The following is a 20,035-nucleotide window of genomic DNA, read 5'->3' as shown; positions in this document are numbered from 1 at the left end:
CGGGCTTGCACCGCCGAGGTGTCCCCGGCGCCGTGACAAGGGGCCGACCGCGACAACGACAATGACAACACGATGCGAGGATGACCCATGATGCGTAAGGCACTCCCCCGAGTGGCCGCGCTGGCCTCACTGCCGCTGGCCATCGCCAGCACCCAGGCGCAGGCGCAGTCCTACGAGATGGCGATCGCCACCCTGATTCCCGAGAACCTCACCAACAACAGCATCTATCCCGGCCTGGTCCACTTCAAGGAACTGGTCGAGTCGCGCACCGACGGCGACGTCGCGGTGACGATCTTCGGCGGCGGCCAGATGGGTTCCGAGGTGGAGACCGGCTCCCAGGTCCAGGCGGGTGGACGTGCCCTGCAGTCGAGCATCCTGACCTCCGGCGCCATGTCCTCGTTCTACCCTGACTACCAGGTCGTTACCGCCCCCTTCCTGTTCGACGACTGGCGCCAGGCCTGGGCCTTCTTCGACGGCGAGTGGTTCGCCGACTTCATGTCCGGCACCGTCGAGGCCGCCGACATGCGCTACCTTGGCACCTTCGACGACGGCGGGGGCTTCGTGGCCTTCACCAACAACGAGCGGCTGATCAAGACCGTCGAGGACCTCGAGGGGCTGAACATCCGCACCGAGGAGAATCCGGCCCACGTGGCGACGATGAAGGCGCTGGGCGCCTCGGCCACGCCGCTGCCCTGGGGCGAGCTGATCACCGCGCTGGAGACGGGGCTCGCCGACGGCCAGTTCAACGCCCCGGTGATCAACACCACCTACGGGCTCGACGAGGTGACCGACTACACCACCCTGACCGGGCACGTGTACAACAGCGCCTCCTGGGTGGTCAGCGAGACCTGGTTTCAGGAGCTGCCGGAGGAGTACCAGCGGGTCATCACCAACGCCGCGCGGGAGGCGGTGACGCTGAGCCACGGGGCGTCGGCGATGCTGGCGACGGCCAGCTGGCAGAAGTCCTGCGAGCTGTTCGAGGAGTGCTACCTCATGCCGACCGACGAGCGCCAGCGCATGGCGGACATCGCCCGGCCGGCCTGGAAGAGCTGGATCGTCGATGACTTCGGTGCCGACCCGGAGCTGGTCGAGGCCATGCTCGACGAGGTGGCGTCGCTGCGCGAGTCGCTGCCGGAAGAGGCCTACCAGCGCTACGGTCAGTGATCCTTCCGCCCTCCGAGGTCGGGGCAGCCCTGGTCGGGCTGCCCTGGCCGTGTGACTGGCGTCGCCCCCGACGGGGCTCCGTTTCCCGAGCCGGATATTGCCCATGAGCCTACTCCACCAGGCCCGTCGACTCAGCGATGTCGTGAATCAACTCGTGATCGTGTTCTGCGTGAGTTGCATCCTCGGCATGCTGGCGATCTCGTTCACGGGCTTTCTCTACACGCTCTTCACCGGCGATGCCCTGAGCTGGACCTACTCCCTGGCGCGACTCTTCCTGCCCTGGATCGGCCTGCTCTCGTCCACCATCGCGCTGCACGCCGGTGAGCACGTGGCCATGACGCTGCTGGTGAAGCTGCTGCCCGACGCCCTCGTCAAGGTGGCCGCCGTGCTGACCCTTTCGGTGATGGCGATCTTCGCCCTGCTGATGATCTGGTACGGCTGGGGCTTCTTCCAGAATGCCACCCAGGTCTACATGGTCTCCGACAACATCCAGATCTCGCGCCAATGGACGGCCGCGGCCGTGCCGCTCTCCGGGGCCATCTTCCTGCTGCACCTGGTGCAGGGCTTCGGCCTGCTGGAGCACTTCATCGACGAATCGACGGTCATCGAGGAGGTGATCGGGGGCCACGAAGAGGAGCGCCGCTCATGACGCCTGCCATCCTTGCCTTCATCGTCGTGCTGCTGATCGGCGCCCCGGTGGCCGTGGTCATGGCCATCTCCGGCGTGGCCGGCGTCTACTCCCTGGGCGGGGAGCGGCTGGTGGGCATCATCGCCGATCGCATGTTCTCCGGCGTGTCGGGCTACATGCTGATCGCGGTGCCATATTTCATCTTCACCGCCGAGCTCATGAACCAGGGCGGCCTGACCCAGAAGCTGATCGCCTTCAACAATGCCCTGTTCGGCCGCGTCCGCGGGGCGCTCTCCCACGTCAACGTCACGGTCTCCCTGTTCTTCGCCGGCCTCACCGGGGCGGCGATCACCGATACCGTGGCCATCGGCAAGATCATGATCCCGGAGATGAAGAAGCAGGGCTACGATGCCGAGTATGCGGCGGCCATCACCGCCTGCTCCTCGATCATCGGGCCGATCATCCCCCCCAGCGTGGTGATGGTGGTCTATGCCACCCTGCTGCGGGACATCTCGGTGATCGACCTGTTCGCCGGCGGCATCCTGCCCGGCGTGCTGATGACCCTGGCGCTGCTTGTGACCAGCATCGTGCTGGCCTGGCTGCGCGGCTACCCCAAGCAGGGCGCCACGCCGATCCGCGTGGCGATCCTCGCCTTCCTGTCGGCCCTGCCGGCGATGCTGGTGCCGTTGATCATCCTCGGCGGCATCCTCTCGGGGATGACCACCATCACCGAGGCCTCGGGCTTCGCCGCCGTCTACGCTATCTTCATCGGCATGGTGTTCTACCGCAATCTCACCCTGCACAAGATCTGGCAGGCCCTGGTCACCACCGTGAAGTTTTCCGGCGTGGTGTTCTTCCTGCTGGCCACCTCGGCGGTGCTGGGCTGGTTCGTGACCCGCTCGGGCATCGCCCGGGAGGCGGCGGAGCTGATCACGACCCTCAGCGACGTGCCCTTCGTCCAGATCATGCTGGTGTGCCTGCTGCTGATCGTGATCGGCACCGTGATGGACGTGCTGCCGGCGCTGGTGGTGATCGGTCCGGTGGTGGTGCCGGCGATGGTGTCGCTGGGCTTCGATCCCCTGCACTTCGCGATCGTGATGATCGTCACCCTGAACATCGCCAACGTGACGCCCCCGGTGGGGATGACCCTGATGACCGCGGCCCGGATCGCCCAGGTGCCCTATGAACGGGCGATCGTCGCCTCGCTGCCGTTCTACTGCGCCTTCATTGCCGTGGTGGTGATGCTCGCGGCCTTCCCGGCGCTTTCCACCTGGATCCCGTCGCTCCTGGACTGAGGACTGCCATCGATGAAGCTCTTCTACCACCCCGACCAGCAACGCCACGCGCCGCCGACCTTCCTGCTGCGCGGCCGGGCGGTGGACTCGCCGGAGGGGCCGGTGCGCGCCGAGCTCCTGACCCGGGGCCTGGCGTCCATGGGGCTGGCGATGACACCGCCCACCCTGGTCGACGGCCCGCGGCTGCGCGAGCGCCTGGCGGCCATCCATGCCCCGCGCTATCTCGACTTCCTCGAGACCATCCATGCCCGCTGGCAGGCGCTGCCCGACGCCGCCGAGATCGTGGCGCCCAATGTCCACCCCTGCGGCGGCGGGCACCACTATCCCCGCCACCCGGTGGGGCTGGTGGGCTGGCACATGCACGACATGGCCTGCCCGATGACCGCCGACAGCTTCGCCGGCATCCTGGCCAGCGCCGCCAGCGCCGAGGCTGCCGCCGATGCGGTGATCGCCGGGGAGGACGCGGCCTATGCGCTGTGTCGTCCGCCCGGCCATCATGCCGGCCCGGAGCGTGCCGGCGGCTTCTGCTTCCTCAACAACGCGGCGCTGGCCGCCACGGTGCTGCGCGAGCGGCACGAGCGGGTGGCGATCCTCGACGTCGACCTGCACCACGGCAACGGCACCCAGGACATCTTCTACGCTCGCGGCGACGTCTGGACCGGCTCGCTGCACGCCGACCCCGCCGACTTCTACCCCTTCTTCTGGGGCGGCGCCGACGAGACCGGCGAGGGTGAAGGGGAGGGTGCCAACGTCAACCTGCCGCTGCCCCTGGGCAGCGACGGCGCGGCCTTCCTGGCCGCCCTGGATCGCCTGATCGCGCGGCTCGACGCCTTCCGGCCCGAGTCCGTGGTGGTCGCGCTGGGGCTCGATGCCCACAAGGACGACCCGCTGGCCGGCCTGGTGCTCGAGACCGAGGACTTCTTCGCCGTGGGGCGGCGCATCGCCGCCCTCGGCCTGCCCACCGTGCTGGTGCAGGAGGGGGGCTACCCCACCGAGCACCTGGGCGACAACCTGGCCGCCTTCCTTGGCGGCTTCACCGCAGCCTGACTGCCATCACGACGAGAGGCCACGCCATGACCGTCACCCATCACGACAGCAACGCCCGCATGAGCCAGATCACCGTGCACAACGGCACCGTCTACCTGGCCGGCCAGGTGCCGAGCGACCCGAGCGCCGACATGCGCGGCCAGACCGAACAGGTGCTGGCGCGCATCGACGACCTGCTGGCCCGCGCGGGGACCTCCAAGGAGCAGCTGATCGCCGCCCAGATCTGGGTGACCAGCATGGCCGAGTTCGACCAGATGAACGCTGCCTGGGACAGCTGGGTGGTGCCGGGTCGCCCGCCGGTGCGGGCCGCCGTCGAGGCCAAGCTCGCCAAGCCTGAGTGGAAGGTCGAGATCATGGTCACCGCGGCGCTTCCGGAGGGCTGAGATGCGCATCATCACCGACAGGGAAGTGGCGGCGTCGCTCGACTGGACGGCGCTGGTCGAGCGGCTGGCCACGACCTTCCGCGAGGGCGTGGAGTCGCCGCCGCGCCACCACCATGCCATGCACCGGCCGGACGGCGAGGCCACCATGCTGCTGATGCCGGCCTGGGAGCGGGCCGGCTACATCGGCATGAAGATGGTCAACGTCTTTCCGCAGAATGCCGAGCACGGCCTGCCGGCCATCTCCGGCGTCTACCTGCTCAGCGAGGGCGATCACGGGCGTCCCCTGGCCTGTCTCGACGGCGGCGAGCTGACCCGACGACGGACCGCCGCCGCCTCGGCGCTGGCCGCCCGGGAACTGGCCCGAGACGATGCCGCGACCCTGCTGGTGGTGGGCACCGGCCGGCTGGCGCCGATGGTGATCGAGGCCCACGCCGCGGTGCGTCCCATCGCGAGGGTGCGGATCTGGGGGCGCCATCCCGACAAGGCCGAGCGGCTGGCGGCCGAGTATGCGGACCGCTTCGACACGGCCGCCGTCACCGACCTCGAGGCGGCGACCCGGGAGGCGGACATCGTCAGCTGCGTGACCCTCTCCACCGAACCGCTGATCCGCGGCGACTGGCTCTCGCCCGGCACGCACCTCGACCTGATCGGCGCCTTCCGGCCGAGCATGCGTGAGACCGATGCCGAGTGCCTGGCGCGCAGCGAGGTGTTCGTCGACACCTACCCCGGCGCCCGGGGCGAGGCGGGCGACATCCTGCAGGCGATCGACGAGGGGCGCTTCGCCTTCGAGGAGATCCGCGGCGAGCTCGTCGAGCTGCTGCGCGGCGAGCGCCCGGGGCGCACCTCGCCGGAGGCCATCACCCTGTTCAAGTCGGTGGGCGCCTCGCTCGAGGACCTGGCCGCGGCCATCGAGGTGTGGGAACGGCTGGAGGGCGAGGCATGACCGCGGGTGACGCGACGAGCAGAACGCCGGCCGCAGGAACCTCTGCCGCAGGAACCTCTGCCGCAGGAACCTCTGCCGCAGGAACGCCTGGCGTCGGTTTCTTCTGGCACGAGCGCTGCTTCTGGCACGACCCGGGCGCCATCGGCGTCTTCTCGGCGCCGGGCGAGTTCCTGCAGCCCCAGCCCGCCTCGGAGAGCGCGGAGAGCAAGCGGCGCCTGAAGAACCTGCTGGAGGTCTCGGGGCTGATCGATGAGCTTAGCGTGCGCAAGCCGGCACCGGCGGGCCGCGAGGACCTCGCGCGCTTCCATACGCCGCGCTACCTCGAGGCCCTCGAGGCCGGCGACCGCGGCCTCGGCGGCAACGGCGGCGACTGCGCGCCCTATACGCCGGGCAGCCTCGCCGCCGCGCGCCAGTCGGCGGGGCTCGCCATCGCCGCGGTCGAGGCCGTGGCCACCGGGGAGCTCGCGCGCGCCTACGCGCTCTGCCGGCCCCCCGGTCACCACGCCGAGGCCGATCAGGGCCGCGGCTTCTGCCTGCTGGGCAACATTCCGGTCGCGGTGATGCGCGCCCGCGCCCTGGGGCAGGTGGGGCGGGTGGCGATCCTCGACTGGGACGTGCACCACGGCAACGGCCAGCAGGCCGCCTTCTACGATGACCCCGAGGTGTTCACGGTCTCGATCCACCAGGCGGGCAACTACCCGCTGGACACCGGCACCTTCGAGGAGCAAGGGGAGGGAGCCGGCGAGGGCGCCTGCCTCAACCTGCCGCTGCCGCCCGGTTGCGGCCTCGGCGCCTACGCCCACGCCATGCGCGAGCTGGTGTTGCCGGCCCTCGAGGCCTTCCGGCCCGAGCTGATCGTGGTGGCCTGCGGCTATGATGCCTGCGCCAAGGACCCGCTGGGCAAGATGCTGCTCAACAGCGCGGCCTTCGGCGACATGACCCGCCAGCTGATGGCGCTCGCCGAGCGGGTCTGCGACGGCCGGCTGGTGATGGTCCACGAGGGCGGCTACTCGGAGGGCTACGTGCCGCTCTGCGGCCACGCGGTGCTCGAGGCGCTGGCCGAGAGCGAGACCGTCGTGCCCGATCCCCAGAACGCGGAGATCGCCGCCTGGGCCTATCAGGCGCTGCAGCCCCACCAGCGCGAGCTGATCGACGGCTGGCAAGCGGCCTGGCGCGCCGCCGGCCGGCTCTGACGGCCGTTCTCGATACCCCGTTGACGACAAGGAAGGCTCCCATGACACCGCTTTGCGATCGCGACGGCTGGCTCTGGCACGACGGCGAATGGCTGCCGTGGCGCGACGCCCGCACCCACCTGCTGACCCACAGCCTGCACTACGGCATGGGCTGCTTCGAGGGCGTGCGCGCCTATCACGGCCCCGGCGGCACGCACCTCTTCCGGGTGGCGGAACATACCCGCCGCCTGGCCGACAGCGCCCACGCCCTGGACATGCCGCTGCCCGTGGGCGAGGCCGAGCTGATCGAGGCCCAGCGCCAGTGCCTGACGCGCAACGGCCTGACCAACGCCTACCTCAAGCCGACGGTCTTCTTCGGCGCCGAGGGGCTGGGGCTGCGCGCCAGGGGGCTCTCGACCCACGTGATGATCCCCGCCTGGGACCTCGGCGACTACGTCTCGCCCGAGGCCGCGGCGATCGGCCTGCGCGCCCTGACCTCCTCCTGGGCGCGCCACCACGTCAACATCAGCCTGTGCCGCGCCAAGACCAACGGCCACTACGTCAACGCCATGCTGGCGCTGAACACCGCCATCAAGGCGGGCTTCGACGAGACGATCATGCTCGACCCGGAGGGCTACGTGGCCGAGGCCTCGGCGGCCAACGTCTTCCTGCTGCGCGACGGCGTGCTGCACACCCCCGAGGTCACCTCCTGCCTGCAGGGCATCACCCGGGACAGCGTGATCCGTCTGGCCCGCGAGGTGCTGGGGATCGAGGTGCGCGAGCGGCGCATCACCCGCGACGAGCTCTATATCGCCGACGAGGCCTTCGTCACCGGGACCGCCGCCGAGCTGCTGCCCCTGCGCGAACTCGACGGGCGCCACATCGGCGCCCGGGCCGGGGCGCCGCCGCCGGACCGGCCCATCCCCGAGGACTCGCTGACCGCCCGGCTGCAGCGGCTCTACCATCGGGTCACCCGGGGCGAGCTCGGCGAGGACCTCCAGGGCTTCGCCGGCTGGCTGACCGCCGTCTGAGCGCCTTGTCCCCTGGCAGCGCGGTCGTGGTAGCCTCGCGCCATCATGCCGGCGAGGACGACGATGATCATGGCACTGCTGGAGGGCCTGCTGGGGCTGGGGATCGTGCTCGCCACGCTGTGGGGAGCGCTGGCCCTGGGCCATCGCCTGCCGCTGCCGCGCCCCTGGCGATGGGGCGGGGTGGGGCTATGGCTGGCGGCGGGGGCGGGCTGGCTGTGGCTCGCCTGGTGGGGGGCGTCGCTCGCGGCGCTCGTCGGCATGGGCGTGCAGATGGCCGCGCTGCTGGCCTGGTGGCGGCGGCTCGTGCCGCAGACGGAACGCGACTGGGCCGAGGACGTGGCCCACCTCGCCACCGGCCGGGTCGTGGGGGAGCGGCTGACCCTCGACCATGTGCGCCACTTCGACTGGCAGACGCGGGACACCGGCCGGGGCGGCTGGGAGCGGCGCGTCTATGACCTCCAACACCTGAGCAGCGTGGACCTGATCGTCTCCAGCTGGGGGCGGCCGGGCATCGCCCACGTGCTGGTCTCCTTCGGCTTTGCCGGGGATGACGGCCAGGTCGATGACTTCGTCGCCTTCTCGGTGGAGGTGCGCCGGGCGCGCGACGAGCGCTTCTCGGAGATCGGCGGCTTCTTCAAGCAGTACGAGCTGGCGATCATCGCCGCCGACGAACGCGACGCGGTGCGGCTGCGCAGCAACGTGCGCGGTGAGCGGGTGACCCTCTACCACAGCACCCTCTCGGCCGGGACGCGGCGCCGGCTGTTGCTGGCACTGGTGGCCGCGGCCAACGACCTCGCCCGCGAGCCGCGCTTCTACCACACCGTCACCGCCAACTGCACGACCCTAGTGTTCGCCATGATGCGCCGGATCATCGAGGGGTTGCCGGTGGATCATCGCCTGCTGCTCAGCGGCCTGCTGCCGGGGTACGTCCATGAGCAGGGCGGGCTGGTCGAGGGCTACCGCCTCAGTGAGCTGCGCCGCTTGGGCGACATCACCGAGCGTGCCCGGCAGGCCCATGACGCCGCCGATTTCTCGCGGCGGATCCGCCGGGGCGTGCCGGGATGGTGTGAGTAATCTGAACGTTGAAGCATGACAAAACCGCTTGGTGGAGTTTGACGGATCTGATGACCTGAACTTAGCTTCAGGGCGTGATTAGCTGATTCGGCGCCCCGCCTCGCCGATGACCGTCAGCGGCCATGTGCACCCCAGGAGGCGCCCAATCTCCAGGTCCACGATGCCCTCGTGGAAGGAGGACCGGGGTGACCAGTCGCACCGCCAGCTCCCCGCCGCGCCATCAGGTGATCGTCACCTCGCCCGGTGACGTGACGCCCGCCGCCCTTCGCGCCGTCGCCGAGGGACTCGCGCGCCCCGTCGCCGAGGTGGCGGACGCCATCTTCCGCGCCCCGACCGTCCTCGTCGACGACCTCGATGCCGATACCGCCACGGCCCTCGACCGGCTGCTGGCCTCGCTCGGCCTGGAGTCCCGCGTCTCCCCCCACGGCGAGGCCCTGGCGGATGACGCCTCCCTCGACGTGGCCGTCCAGGTCCTGGACGTCACCCATATCGCTACGGTGACCGAGTCGCTCGCCGCCTTCCTCGGCGTCTCGACCCAGCGCGCCTTCGGGCTGCTGGCCACACCCCCCGGCGTGGTGCTCGGCGGCGTCGGGGCGGCGGCGGTGGAGAGCCTCGCCCGGCGGCTCGGCGAGGGCGCCCGGGTCACCCGGGCCCAGAGCGACGCCGGGCCCTTCGATCTGCATCTCGCCCCGGGCGCCAGCGTGCCGGCCTGGCTGCAGTCGCGGCTCCGCGATAAGCGGCTGACGGTCCAGCCGGGCTGGTGTCCGCTGGACCTCTCCTATGCCGAGGCCCGCTCGCTCTGGTCCGCCCTAGGCCGGGAGGGCGGCATCCGGCTGGTGAATCGTGCCCTGATGCGCTGGGACCTGGTGCTGACCGCCGAGGCGCCCCCGACCCGCGAGGCGCTGGCCTGGCTGGAGGCGCGCTTCACCATTCCGCCCGAGGTGGCGCCCCGTGTCCTCGCCCATCCCCCCCTGGCCCTGGCCGAGGCCTGTGACGCGGCCGAGGCCCGGCGATGCCTCGAGGAGGCCCGCGCCCTGGGGCTTTCGGTGGAGCGCGAGCCGAGCGGCTTCGGGCGGGCCGGCATCGAGCTGATGGCCGTAACGGACACGGCAAGGCTGAGGGCAGTGCTGGCCCGCTTCGACCTGAGCGAGCCGGTCCGGCTCCCCTCGCGCATCGTCGATGACCTGTCGGACCTCGAGGCCCGGGTACTGGCCCACGAGCTCGCCGCGGTCGGCGCCCGGACCCGCTTCGTCGAGGCGGCGCCCACCTCCGGAGACCACACATGACGGCAACGAATCTCGATCACGGCTCGGTGCACATGCGCCACCTGGCCATCGCGGAGAAAGGCAAGCTGGCCGCCCTGGCCGGCGATCACGGCCGCGCCCTCGAGCTCTATCGAACGGCGCTGCGCCTGGCCGGTGAGATGGCGGCCCCGACGCCCTTCGCGCGCCACTATACCGACTGCATCCTCGAGAGCCTCGAGCGCGAGGGCCGGCATGCCGATGCCCTGGCGCTCACCGTGGCCGCCTGCGAGGAGCTGGAGCGGCGCGAGGCGGTGTCGCCGCTGCAGCGGCGCGACCACGCGACCCTGACGCTGCGCCGCGCGATCCTGCTGCTCTTCCTCGGCCGGGAGGCCGAGGCCGACCGGCAGCTGGAGCGGGCGGTGGCCATCGCCCATCCCGACCGGCTGGCCCTGGCCGCCGAGCTCCAGGCCTGGCGGCGGCGGGCGCTGACCATCACCGCCCAGACACTGGCCGAGGCGCTCTCCCGCCACGGCTACTACACCGTTCGCCGCGCCAGGGTGCGGCCCGATCTGGCGCGCAGGGCCGCCCTGCCGCCCGACCTCTCCCGACAGGAGGTGACATGACATGGCCAACTACGACGGCTTGACGCCCGGCCAGGTGCTGGCGGACGCCAGTGTGGCCGAATTCATCAAGGAACTCGGGCTGGGCATCGCCAAGGCGCAGAAGGAGCTGGACGACAACTCGGTGCGCCAGATGCAGGCCTTCACCGAGATCCAGGACGGGCTCGGCGAGCGCTCGCTGCTGGAGCTGGGCCTGATGCCCGCCTTCTACCACTATCAGCACGCCGACGTCTCGGTCTCCCTGCAGCTGCGCCTCGAGGTGGGCAAGCGCGACGAGTTCGGCTTCTCGGCCAGCGCCCGCCTGGGGGACACCCGCCAGCGGAGTTCCTCCTCGTCGTCGTCCGAGTCGCAGAGCGAGAGCGGCACGAGCGTCGAGACCCGCCAGGCCCGGCTCGAGTACCGCGCCGATGCCACCGGCACGCTGTCGGTGAACGGGACACAGGTGGTGCCCGCCGGCCAGGCGCCACGGGTCCGACTCGGCAGCCTGCGCGACCAGCTGGTCGGCGGGCAGGGGGTCGAGGCGCTGGTCTATTCACCGCCGGACACGGTGCTCAGTATCTCCAGCGATGCCCCCGGCCACCAGGTCGTGACGACGTCCCGCTCGGTGGCCTTCACCTTCACCGCCGCGGCCAATGGCCTGATCGCCATCCGCGATAACGTCGCCACCGACTATGTCCTCAATAGCGGCACGACGGTCTCGACCAGCGCCCAGGGCGACCTGGCCGCCTACGCCGAGCACGTCAAGAGCCGGGTCGACGCGGCCGGCGGCTTCACCACCTCCCTGCATCCCCCGCATCGGCCGGACGAGCCGAGGTTCGGGGTCTATTTCGACACCGGCGAGGCGGAGTTTCGCAACGAGGACGACCGACGCTCCCTGACCGAGCTGGCCCGCGCCTTCGCCGCGACGGGCACGCGGGTCCGACTGGAGGGGATGACCGACCGCCAGGGCTCGGCGCAGAAGAACCTGGCGCTGGGTGAGGCGAGGGGACGCTTCGTGCGCGACTTCCTGATCGCCAACGGCGTGCCCGAGGGGCAGATCGAGCTGGTGGAGAGCCAGGGCGAGCAGCGGGCGGCGCGCGCCAACGACGACGACGGCACGCCGAACCAGCAGTGGCGGGCCACCTCCATCGCCACGCCCGAGCGCGACTATTACTGGCTGTCGCTGCGTAGCGAAGGCAGTGCGCTGCTGGATGGTATCGCGCCCGACCTGCAGGGCGGCGGCACCGGCAACGGCTTCGTCTTCCTCTGGCAGCCGGCCTCGCCCGACCTGTCGGCCTTCTCGGTCACCGTCGAGGGCGAGGCGTTTCCCCTCGACGGCACGGCGGTGGCGGGGCATGCGGCGAATGCCGCCGAGGCCTACGCCCATCACCTGGCGGCCGCCCTCAACGCCACCGCCACCCTGCGCGCCAACCAGCTCGGCCACGTCGTCGAGGTGATGCGTGCCAGCGATACCTATGAGGTCGAGCTGTTCAGCGCCACCAGCGAGCAGATCGAGCTGACCGGCAGCGAGGGGCTCACTGTGACCCGGCAGTTCTCCCGCTCGCGGTCGCGCGAGGTCGAGAGCCGCGAGGGCACGAGCACCGCCGTGGCCGTCGGCGTCAGCGTGGACAAGCGGGAGTCGCGGCAGTTCAACATGGCGGTGACCGGCAATAGCCAGATCTCCGCCCGGCTGGCCTCCGTGCCGCCGCCCGAGCTCTTCGTCGAGGCGATTCAGGCCCTGCAGCGGGAGCGTCGCTCATGAGTGCCGGCACCCAGACGACCCGCGCCCTGGTCACGGCGCCGCTGCCGCAGATCGTCGAGCGGCTCGGCATGGCGATCGCCGAGGGGCAGTTCGCCCTCGACCGCAACGCCGTGGAGATGGCCAAGGTGATGGGCGAGACCGAGGTCGAGGTCGGCGGCGAGACCTACAGCCTGCTGGCGCTGGGCTTCACGCCGAGCTTCTACGCCTACACCGAGGCGACCGTGGAGGCGCGGCTCAGCTTCACGGTGAGCGAGTCCACCGACACCTCCGTCGGCGCCTCCGTCACCGGCGGCGTCAACACCGGGGTCTACATGGCGGCCGCCACCGTGTCGGTCAGCTACGCCAGGAAGTACGCCATGGAGGCGTCCGGCATGTCATCCATCGCGGCTCGGCTGGTGTCGCTGCCCCCGCCCGAGCAGTTCATGGCGCTCCTGCGCCAGCAGCGCAACGCCGACAGCGAGTGAGCCGGCCAGGCCGGCCAACCGGAGGAGAACGACCATGAGCATTGGACAGGACCTTCTCGATGTCCCCATGGGGGACATGATCCGCGACATGGCCTTCGCCATCGCGGACAGCCAGTACCAGCTCGACCAGAGCTCGATGCGTACCGCCGAGATGATGGGTGGCCTGCAGTCGGTGATCGACAGCCGGGGCAACCAGACCTTCGACGACAGCCGGGTGTTCTTCGGCTACGAGTACATGACCGTCGAGCAGGCGCTCTACTACGCCATCTTCGACGACTCCCTCACCGGGGCGCTGGACGAGGACTCCATACGACTGAAAGAGGTGGTACTGGAGATCATTCGTGAGATGGTGCAGACGGAGACCGGCAGCGAGAGCAGCGCCACTTCCGCCATTCAGCCCCTGAGGGCGATCACCGGGAGCTCTTCGCGTAACGATGTCACCTCGGCACTCAACACCGAGGTCGGTGGGGAAACGCTGGCCGAAAAGGTGATTCGGGTGCCCACCCGGATGTCGATGATGGAGCTGGGCTTCACGCCGACCTTCTACCAGTTCGTCGACACCATCATCGAGGTGAAGATCGCCATCCGCATGACCCGCGAGCGGGCCTACGAACGCACCACTTCCAACGCCACCAGCGACCGCCAGCGCAGCGCCGGCCGCAGCACCCGGGTCGGGTTGACCTGGCCGCCGGGGGTGCGGAAGTCGAAGAGCTATCGCAGCAATACCTCCGTGCAGACCACCCAGGTGGACGCCACCTACTCCCAGAAGTACAGCTACAGCGCCGAGGGGGCGAGCCTCTTGCGGACCAAGATGGTGCCCGTGCCCCCGCCCGCCGTGCTGACCGAGCGCATCCGCGGCTACATGGAGGTCGAGGAGGAGGCCCGGCGGCGGCGCATGGAGGCCCTCTATCCGGACGCCGATGACGGCGAAGGAGGTCCGTGATGGCCGTTGGACAGGATCTGCTCAACGTCCCCTTCCCGGAGATGGTCAAGTCGATGGGGGTGGGGATCGCCGAGGCGCAGTACGAGCTCGACCTCACGTCGCTGAAGATCGCGCGGCTGATGGCCGGCTATGCGCCGGAAGAGGAGGAGGAGGGCACGGCCTCCAGCGCGCGTCCCAACCTGGTGCGAATCGGAGACGACAGTCCGGACGGCTACTCGCTGCTGGAGCTCGGGTTCACGCCGACCTTCTACCAGTTCGTGGACACGCTCATCGAGGTCAAGATGTCGATCTCCATGGCTACCGAGAGCGAGCGCAAGCGCAGCAGCACCACGGTCAACGCCTCGGTGAGCGGGAAGGTGGGCTTCCTGTCGGCGAGCGCCAAGATGAAGGTCTCCACCGTCTCGGCCAGCTTCTCGAGCAAGTACCAGTACTCCGCCGAGGGGAGCTCGCTGATGCGCACCAAGCTGGTGACCGTGCCGGCACCGGCGATCCTCGAGGAGCGCATCCGCGCCATGCTGTCCACCGAGCCGCAACCGGAGTAGCCTCATGCCGCGAAACAGCTGGGCGTCCCTGCAGGACGAGACGGCGTCGGACTCACCCTTTGCCGGCGAGGCGTCACGGCCCGCGTCTGCCCCTCTGCCCGAGTCGCTGCTGGCGCTGCAGCGCGAGCGCGCCGAGCTCGAGGCGAAGATGCGCCGGCTCGCCTCCGGCGGTGCCGAGCCGGCCGGGGAGGGCGATGCCCGCTATCCCGTCACCCCCCTCTCGCAGCGCCGCCGGGCCGACGCGGCCTGGGCGTCGCGGCGCGACGCCCTGAGTGCTCGCCCCCCGGCGCGCGAGCTCACGCCGGCCGAGCCAGGCGTGCCCGAGCGCGCCGCCGATGATCCCACGCTGCCTCTGCGCACCGGCCAGCGTCTGCTGGGCGATCCCCCGCCACGCAGCGGCATGCGCGAGCTCTGGCGGTCGTGGTCCGACCTCGAGGCGCTCGACGCCGGGGCGCGTCGCGTCACGGCGGGGCTCGAGGCGTGGGAGCGTCGCGGTCGCGAGGCGCTGGAGGCGCCGCCGGTGAACCCGTCCACGCCCACCCGAGCCTACGAGGCGCGGCGTGAACGGCTGCTCTCGGTGGTGGACGGAGGCTCTGGCGATCTGGACGGGCGGGCCGAGCAGGCCCGGGAACGCGCGCTCGAACGCCGGCGAGAGCAGCGGCGCGAGCAGCAGGCCGACGATCAGCGCCTCGCCCGGGCGAGGCGGCAACGACAAGCCCAGGAGGAGGAGTCATGAGCCAGGGAGGAGAGATCGCGGCCGATGCGGTGCGCGACATGCTGGTGGGGCTCGCGGACGCCCTTCAGGACGCCCAGGAGACGCTGACGGAGGCGGCGCGCACCGGCGAGGCCGGGCAGGGCTACGAGATCCCCTATCTCGATTTCGCCTTCGAGGTGGAGTTCAGCGAGGAGACCGAGGCGAACCAGCCGATCCGGCTCAGGCTGCTCCCCAAGGCGCGCCGCGACCACCGGGAGACCGAGCGGGAGACGCGCATCACCTCGTCGATCTCCGGTCGGCTGGCCACGGTGCCGGCCCACGGCGGGCGGCCCGAGACGCTGCTGGATCTGGCGGTGTCCGCCGAGGAGGGACGCCCCAGGCGAGAGCGGCTCGACATCCAGGTCTCGAGCATGGCCGGCGAGCGCCTGGGCGGCGTGCCCGTCTCCCTGCAGGTGGATGTCGAGATGACCGAGCGTCTGCTCGGCTATCGGCCCTCGGCCGAGCAGCGCCTGTCGCTGTTGCCGTCGCAGCGGCTGACCACCCGTGAGGACGGCAGCGCCCAGCTGGTCGTCGAGCTCGCCTCGCTGCGTGGCAAGCAGGTCGTCGTGCAGGTGGAGTCGCGCGGGGCGATCGGCCGGGTGCTGCTGCCGGGAGATCGCTCATGACCCTCAAGCTTCGCGTGACCGCCAGCCTGCTGGATGCCGCCCGCAAGCCCGCCGCCCACCAGGTGGTGGAGCTCCAGGTCTATCGGCTCGGCCGGGGATGGCAGGGGCTCAACCGGTCCACGACCAACGACGAGGGCCGGCTGGCCATCGCCAGCGGGCTACAGGGAGAGGGCCAGCTGGCGCCGGTGCTGCGGCTGGTCAAGGCGAATACCGACCCGGCCGAGGTCCTCGCCCAGCAGGGCAGCTACCACATGGCGCGCACGGTGCTGAACGTCTCGTTCGGCGAGGTGGTGATGCTGCCGGGCGCCGGCGTCTCGGCGCCCACCGTCTCGCGCCGCCGTCCCGAACGGCTCTCCGGAATGAACGTCAACATGGCGGACCTGGTGCTGGAGAGGCCGATTCACACCCTGTCGCCCGAGAGCCTACGGCCGGGGAGCGGCGCGACGATCGACGCGGTCAGGCCGGAGAGCGGCGGCGTGACCCCGGCCGGCCTGGAGTCCCGCAAGACCGCGGTGGTCATGGAGATGCTCAGCGCCGAGACCGCCAAGCGGGAGCAGCTGCAGGTCCAGGTCGACCTGCGCCAGGCGCGCATCCAGGAACTCGACCAGGCGCTGCAGCAGAGCGAAGCGCAGAGTGAACGGCTGGGGCATCAGCTCGAGCAGCTGCGCAAGACGGTGGCGACCTCGCCGCCCATGGAGCGGCTGACCTCGACCATCTCCGGCGCCCTGGACCTGGCCCGGGCCGAGCAGGGCATGGAGCTCGCCTCCGCCGAGCTGCGCATCCGCGGCCTGGTGGTGGAGGGCGGCAAGCGGTTCCATCCCCTCGACAGCGCCGAGGCCAGGGAGGTGCTGGCGGACAACGTCTCCGAGCTGGTGCTGCGGCTCCATCCGCCACGCACGGCCGCTGCGTCGGCCGCTGCCGAGGTGCCCGACCTGATCGGCCAGACCCTCGAGTCGGCCCGGCGCCAGGCCCTGGCCGCCGGGATGCGGCTGGACGTGATCGAGCGACACAGCCGGCGTCACCCCTCCGGCGCCATCGTCGAGCAGCGCCCGGCCCCCGGGGCGGCGCTTGCAGAGGCCAACGGGCGACTCGGGGTCGTGGTCGCCGTGGGACCCGAGACCGAGGAGACCGGCCATGAGTGACATCAAGCGCTTGATCCACGACACGGCGGCCGCGCCCCTCGGCCAGATCATCGCCTCGGTGGGCGAGGGGGTGGCACAGGCCCAGCGCGCCCTGGACGAGCAGGCACTGGCCCAGCTGGAGGCGCTCTATCGCGACAACGACGAGGCCATGGCGCTGCTGCGTCGCAGCGGCTGGCAGCCGACCTTCTATACCCTGCCCGAGACCGAGGGGGAGGTGAAGGTGGCGCTCTCGCTCTCCGGGGCACAGGGCGGTTCAGGCAAGGCGGCTCGGCCGACCGGCGTCCCTTCTGGGCGGTCGCTCACGCCGCGCCTCGCCCTCTACGCGGCCCCCGTGGATGCGGGATACCAGAATCGCTTCGGCTACCAGGCGACGGTCGGGGCATCGCTGCGCTTTCGCATTGTCCCGGTGCCGCCGCCCGCGGGCGTCGAGGAGCTGCCGATCGTGGCGGTGCCGCAGCTGATCGGGATGGCCAGTGCGGCGGCCCAGGAGCTGCTCGCCGAGTTCCGCCTCGAGGCGACCGTTGCGCCCTCCGGTGCCCCGTCGGGGATAGTGGCCGCACAGGACCCGGCGCCGGGGGAGGTGCTGCGGCGGGGGGACGTCGTCACCCTCACCCTGGAGGCGCCGCCCGATCCCTGAAAAAAAACGCCACGACGCGGGCGTCGTGGCGGTATCGCTCCCTCCTGGGCATCGTCCCGATGCCGCTCTCCCTTTGGGGCCTCCTGCCCCTGGCGTCCCTGTCACCGAAGTCGGCAGTCTCCCTTGCCGGGCCCCTCCGTTATCGCCGATGGCCGTGACAGCGCTGTGAGGATTCGATGACCAGACGATGACATTCCCGAGGTGGGCAGCCGGCAGGGCCGGTCGCCATCTGGTAAAATCCCGCGCCGTCTCGTCTGAATCCAACTCCATTTTCGGGAATCTCTCATGAATGCGGTAATAGTTGCGGTGCTTGTGATGGTGGGGCTATCACTGGCGCGGGTCTCGGTGGTCTTCGCCCTGGTGGTCGGGGCGCTGGCCGGCGGGCTGGTCGGGGGGCTCTCCGTCACGGAGACGCTGGCGGCGTTCAACGACGGGGTCGGCGGCGGCGCCAAGGTGGCCCTGGCCTATGCGACCCTGGGCGCCTTCGCGGTGGCGATCTCGCGCTCGGGGCTGCCGGACCTGCTGGCCCGCCGGCTGATCGCGCTGCTCGGCCAGGAGGCCTCGGCCAGCCGCCAGGCCACGGTGAAGTACCTGCTGGTCGGCTCGGTGCTGCTGGTGGCGATCTCCTCGCAGAACCTGATCCCGGTGCACATCGCCTTCATCCCGATCCTGATCCCGCCGCTGCTCAAGGTGATGAACCAGCTGCGCCTGGATCGTCGCGCGGTGGCCTGTGCGCTGACCTTCGGCCTGACCGCGCCCTACATGCTGCTGCCGGTGGGCTTCGGGGCGATCTTTCTCAACGACATCCTGCTGGCCAACATCAACCAGGCCGGCGAGGCGCTGGGCCTCGAGATCACCCGCGGCATGGTGCCCGTGGCCATGGGCGTGCCGGTGGGCGGCATGGCGCTGGGTCTGCTCGTGGCGCTGTTCGTGAGCTACCGCAAGCCGCGCGACTACGAGGCGGCGGAGGTCGCCACCACCAACGTGCCGCACCACCACCCCGAGGCCCAGGAGCCCCATGCGCTGGGCGTGGCGATGTCGATCGTCGCCATCGTCGCGGCGCTGGGCATCCAGCTCTACACCGGCTCGATGGTGCTGGGCGGCCTCGTCGGCTTCGCGCTGCTCTCGCTGGGCGGCATCTTCAAGTGGCGGGAGGCCGATGACCTCTTCACCAGCGGCATGCGCATGATGGCGCTGATCGGCTTCATCATGATCTCGGCCTCCGGCTTCGCCGCGGTGATGACCGCCACCGGTGAGGTCGAGACCCTGGTGACCGCCAGCGCCGAGATGATCGGCGACAACCGCGGCCTGGCCGCGCTGCTGATGCTGCTGGTGGGCCTGTTCATCACCCTGGGGATCGGCTCCTCCTTCTCGACCATCCCGATCATCGCCGCGATCTTCGTGCCGCTGGCGGTCCAGTTCGGCTTCTCGCCGCTGGCCACCGTGGCGCTGGTGGGCACCGCTGCGGCGCTGGGCGATGCCGGCTCGCCGGCCTCGGACTCGACCCTCGGGCCGACCTCGGGGCTCAACGTCGACCGCCAGCACGACCATATCTGGGATAGCGTGGTGCCGACCTTCCTGCACTACAACATTCCGCTGATCGCCTTCGGCTGGCTGGCGGCGATGACCCTGTGATCGCACCCTGAGCCTGGATGGTGCTTATGACGACGGCGGCCCGCGGGCCGCCGTCGTCGTGTCTGCCGATCACTCGTTGGCGCGTCAGTCGTCGCCGGGTTCCCGGTCGGGGAGTCGTTCATCGGGGAGATGCTGCTCCAGAGAGGCGAGCAGGCCGCGCAGTAGCGAGAGCTCCTTGCGGGACGGCTCGGCGCGGGCAAACAGCGCCTGGAGCTGCGCCTCGGTGCGCGCGTGGGGCTGGGTGATGAAGCCGCTGCGCTGCATGACCCGTGTCAGGTGGTCGTGGAAGTGGCCCAGCTGCTCCCGGGACGGCCGGCGCTCCTTGGCCGGCCGCGCCAGGCGAAAGTCGCTCTGAGGCTGCCGTCGCCAGGCGGTGAACACCTCGTGGGCGAGCACCTGCACGGCCTGGGCGAGGTTGAGGATGCCGTAGTCCGGGTTGGCCGGGATGCTCACCTGGTGGCTGCAGCAGCGGATCTCGTCGTTGGTCAGCCCGAAGCGCTCGCGGCCGAAGACCAGCGCCACCGGGTCGTCGGCGGCCTGCGCGACGACGTCGCGGGCCATCTCGGCCGGCTCGTCGAAATGCGGCAGCGGCAGGCTGCGCAGCCGGGCGCTGGCGCCCACCACCTGCACGCAGTCGCTCACCGCCTCGGTGAGCGAGTCCACCACGCGGGCCTGGTCGATGAGGTCCTCGGCCCCGGCGGCCAGCTGCGAGGCCTCCGGGTCGGGGAAGCGGCGCGGATTGACCAGCACCAGGTCGCTGAGACCCATGGTCTTCATGGCGCGGGCCGCGGCCCCGATATTGCCGGGATGGTAGGTCTGGACGAGGACGATACGGATATTGGGCAGCATGGCGAGCCGGTCTGGATGAAGTCGGAAGGAGGGGCGAAACGGGGGAGTGTACCCAGCTGGGCGGGTGCGAGTAAGGTCTTCGGCAGAGTCAGGCCTCCACA

Annotated in this window: 21 protein-coding genes; 20 read left to right on the top strand and 1 reads right to left on the bottom strand. The window is 70.6% G+C overall.

The genetic code is table 11. The features are described from left to right. Positions 1 to 87 precede the first annotated feature (87 nt). From C9F13_RS12795 to C9F13_RS12700, 20 genes are all read left to right on the top strand, one after another. Entirely contained in the window at positions 88 to 1,164 is a 1,077-nt protein-coding gene (locus C9F13_RS12795; RefSeq protein WP_108446651.1) for a TRAP transporter substrate-binding protein, read from the top strand. Positions 1,165 to 1,267: 103 nt separating this feature from the next. Continuing rightward, the gene (locus tag C9F13_RS12790; RefSeq protein WP_108446650.1) at positions 1,268 to 1,813 is read left to right on the top strand and encodes a TRAP transporter small permease; all 546 of its coding nucleotides are present in this window, start codon (positions 1,268 to 1,270) and stop codon (positions 1,811 to 1,813) included. Beyond that, positions 1,810 to 3,087 (top strand): TRAP transporter large permease, encoded by a 1,278-nt coding sequence (locus C9F13_RS12785; protein WP_108446649.1) that lies wholly within the window; start codon positions 1,810 to 1,812, stop codon positions 3,085 to 3,087. Before C9F13_RS12790 ends, C9F13_RS12785 begins: the two co-directional genes overlap by 4 nt. Positions 3,088 to 3,099: 12 nt before the next feature. Then, positions 3,100 to 4,134: a histone deacetylase family protein gene (locus C9F13_RS12780; RefSeq protein WP_108446648.1), complete on the top strand. Its 1,035-nt coding sequence runs from the start codon at positions 3,100 to 3,102 to the stop codon at positions 4,132 to 4,134. A 26-nt stretch (positions 4,135 to 4,160) separates the two neighbouring features. Next, positions 4,161 to 4,517, top strand: coding sequence for a RidA family protein (locus C9F13_RS12775; RefSeq protein ID WP_108446647.1), 357 nt, complete (start codon positions 4,161 to 4,163; stop codon positions 4,515 to 4,517). Between the two features lies 1 nt (position 4,518). Then, the gene (gene lhpI, locus C9F13_RS12770; RefSeq protein WP_108446646.1) at positions 4,519 to 5,460 is read left to right on the top strand and encodes a bifunctional Delta(1)-pyrroline-2-carboxylate/Delta(1)-piperideine-2-carboxylate reductase; all 942 of its coding nucleotides are present in this window, start codon (positions 4,519 to 4,521) and stop codon (positions 5,458 to 5,460) included. Continuing rightward, positions 5,457 to 6,653, top strand: coding sequence for a class II histone deacetylase (locus C9F13_RS12765; RefSeq protein WP_108446645.1), 1,197 nt, complete (start codon positions 5,457 to 5,459; stop codon positions 6,651 to 6,653). The genes lhpI and C9F13_RS12765 overlap by 4 nt, the downstream gene beginning before the upstream one ends. Positions 6,654 to 6,694: 41 nt before the next feature. Beyond that, positions 6,695 to 7,663 carry a branched-chain amino acid transaminase gene (locus tag C9F13_RS12760; RefSeq protein WP_108446644.1) on the top strand — a complete coding sequence of 323 codons (969 nt, stop codon included), beginning with the start codon at positions 6,695 to 6,697 and terminating at the stop codon, positions 7,661 to 7,663. Positions 7,664 to 7,732: 69 nt separating this feature from the next. After that, on the top strand, positions 7,733 to 8,737 hold the full coding sequence (locus tag C9F13_RS12755; protein ID WP_245888778.1) for an Lnb N-terminal periplasmic domain-containing protein: 1,005 nt from the start codon (positions 7,733 to 7,735) through the stop codon (positions 8,735 to 8,737). Between the two features lie 185 nt (positions 8,738 to 8,922). Beyond that, positions 8,923 to 10,023, top strand: a complete 1,101-nt coding sequence (locus C9F13_RS12750; protein WP_108446642.1) for a hypothetical protein — start codon at positions 8,923 to 8,925, stop codon at positions 10,021 to 10,023. After that, a complete protein-coding gene (locus tag C9F13_RS12745; protein ID WP_108446641.1) occupies positions 10,020 to 10,604 on the top strand; it encodes a hypothetical protein in 585 nt (194 codons plus the stop codon). Before C9F13_RS12750 ends, C9F13_RS12745 begins: the two co-directional genes overlap by 4 nt. Before the next feature lies 1 nt (position 10,605). Next, positions 10,606 to 12,342 carry an OmpA family protein gene (locus tag C9F13_RS12740; RefSeq protein ID WP_108446640.1) on the top strand — a complete coding sequence of 579 codons (1,737 nt, stop codon included), beginning with the start codon at positions 10,606 to 10,608 and terminating at the stop codon, positions 12,340 to 12,342. Then, on the top strand, positions 12,339 to 12,806 hold the full coding sequence (locus tag C9F13_RS12735) for a hypothetical protein (RefSeq protein WP_108446639.1): 468 nt from the start codon (positions 12,339 to 12,341) through the stop codon (positions 12,804 to 12,806). Before C9F13_RS12740 ends, C9F13_RS12735 begins: the two co-directional genes overlap by 4 nt. A 34-nt stretch (positions 12,807 to 12,840) precedes the next feature. After that, the gene (locus tag C9F13_RS12730) at positions 12,841 to 13,749 is read left to right on the top strand and encodes a hypothetical protein (protein WP_157955200.1); all 909 of its coding nucleotides are present in this window, start codon (positions 12,841 to 12,843) and stop codon (positions 13,747 to 13,749) included. Continuing rightward, complete coding sequence (locus tag C9F13_RS12725) at positions 13,749 to 14,291, top strand: hypothetical protein (RefSeq protein ID WP_108446637.1); 543 nt, start codon at positions 13,749 to 13,751, stop codon at positions 14,289 to 14,291. Before C9F13_RS12730 ends, C9F13_RS12725 begins: the two co-directional genes overlap by 1 nt. Positions 14,292 to 14,295: 4 nt before the next feature. Further along, complete coding sequence (locus C9F13_RS12720) at positions 14,296 to 15,027, top strand: hypothetical protein (protein ID WP_108446636.1); 732 nt, start codon at positions 14,296 to 14,298, stop codon at positions 15,025 to 15,027. Further along, positions 15,024 to 15,671: a hypothetical protein gene (locus C9F13_RS12715; RefSeq protein ID WP_108446635.1), complete on the top strand. Its 648-nt coding sequence runs from the start codon at positions 15,024 to 15,026 to the stop codon at positions 15,669 to 15,671. Before C9F13_RS12720 ends, C9F13_RS12715 begins: the two co-directional genes overlap by 4 nt. Beyond that, positions 15,668 to 16,813: a PASTA domain-containing protein gene (locus tag C9F13_RS17515; RefSeq protein ID WP_157955199.1), complete on the top strand. Its 1,146-nt coding sequence runs from the start codon at positions 15,668 to 15,670 to the stop codon at positions 16,811 to 16,813. The genes C9F13_RS12715 and C9F13_RS17515 overlap by 4 nt, the downstream gene beginning before the upstream one ends. Further along, positions 16,806 to 17,450, top strand: a complete 645-nt coding sequence (locus C9F13_RS12705; RefSeq protein WP_108446633.1) for a PASTA domain-containing protein — start codon at positions 16,806 to 16,808, stop codon at positions 17,448 to 17,450. The genes C9F13_RS17515 and C9F13_RS12705 overlap by 8 nt, the downstream gene beginning before the upstream one ends. Positions 17,451 to 17,735: 285 nt before the next feature. Beyond that, positions 17,736 to 19,085 (top strand): Na+/H+ antiporter family protein, encoded by a 1,350-nt coding sequence (locus C9F13_RS12700; protein WP_108446632.1) that lies wholly within the window; start codon positions 17,736 to 17,738, stop codon positions 19,083 to 19,085. An 84-nt stretch (positions 19,086 to 19,169) separates the two neighbouring features. Here the strand turns inward: C9F13_RS12700 and C9F13_RS12695 are convergent, their stop codons facing one another. Next, entirely contained in the window at positions 19,170 to 19,934 is a 765-nt protein-coding gene (locus tag C9F13_RS12695; protein ID WP_108446631.1) for an RNA methyltransferase, read from the bottom strand. Positions 19,935 to 20,035: the final 101 nt, after the last annotated feature.

Source organism: Halomonas denitrificans (genome assembly GCF_003056305.1).
Lineage (GTDB): Bacteria > Pseudomonadota > Gammaproteobacteria > Pseudomonadales > Halomonadaceae > Halomonas > Halomonas denitrificans.
This window is presented reverse-complemented; position numbering and strand designations above follow the sequence as displayed.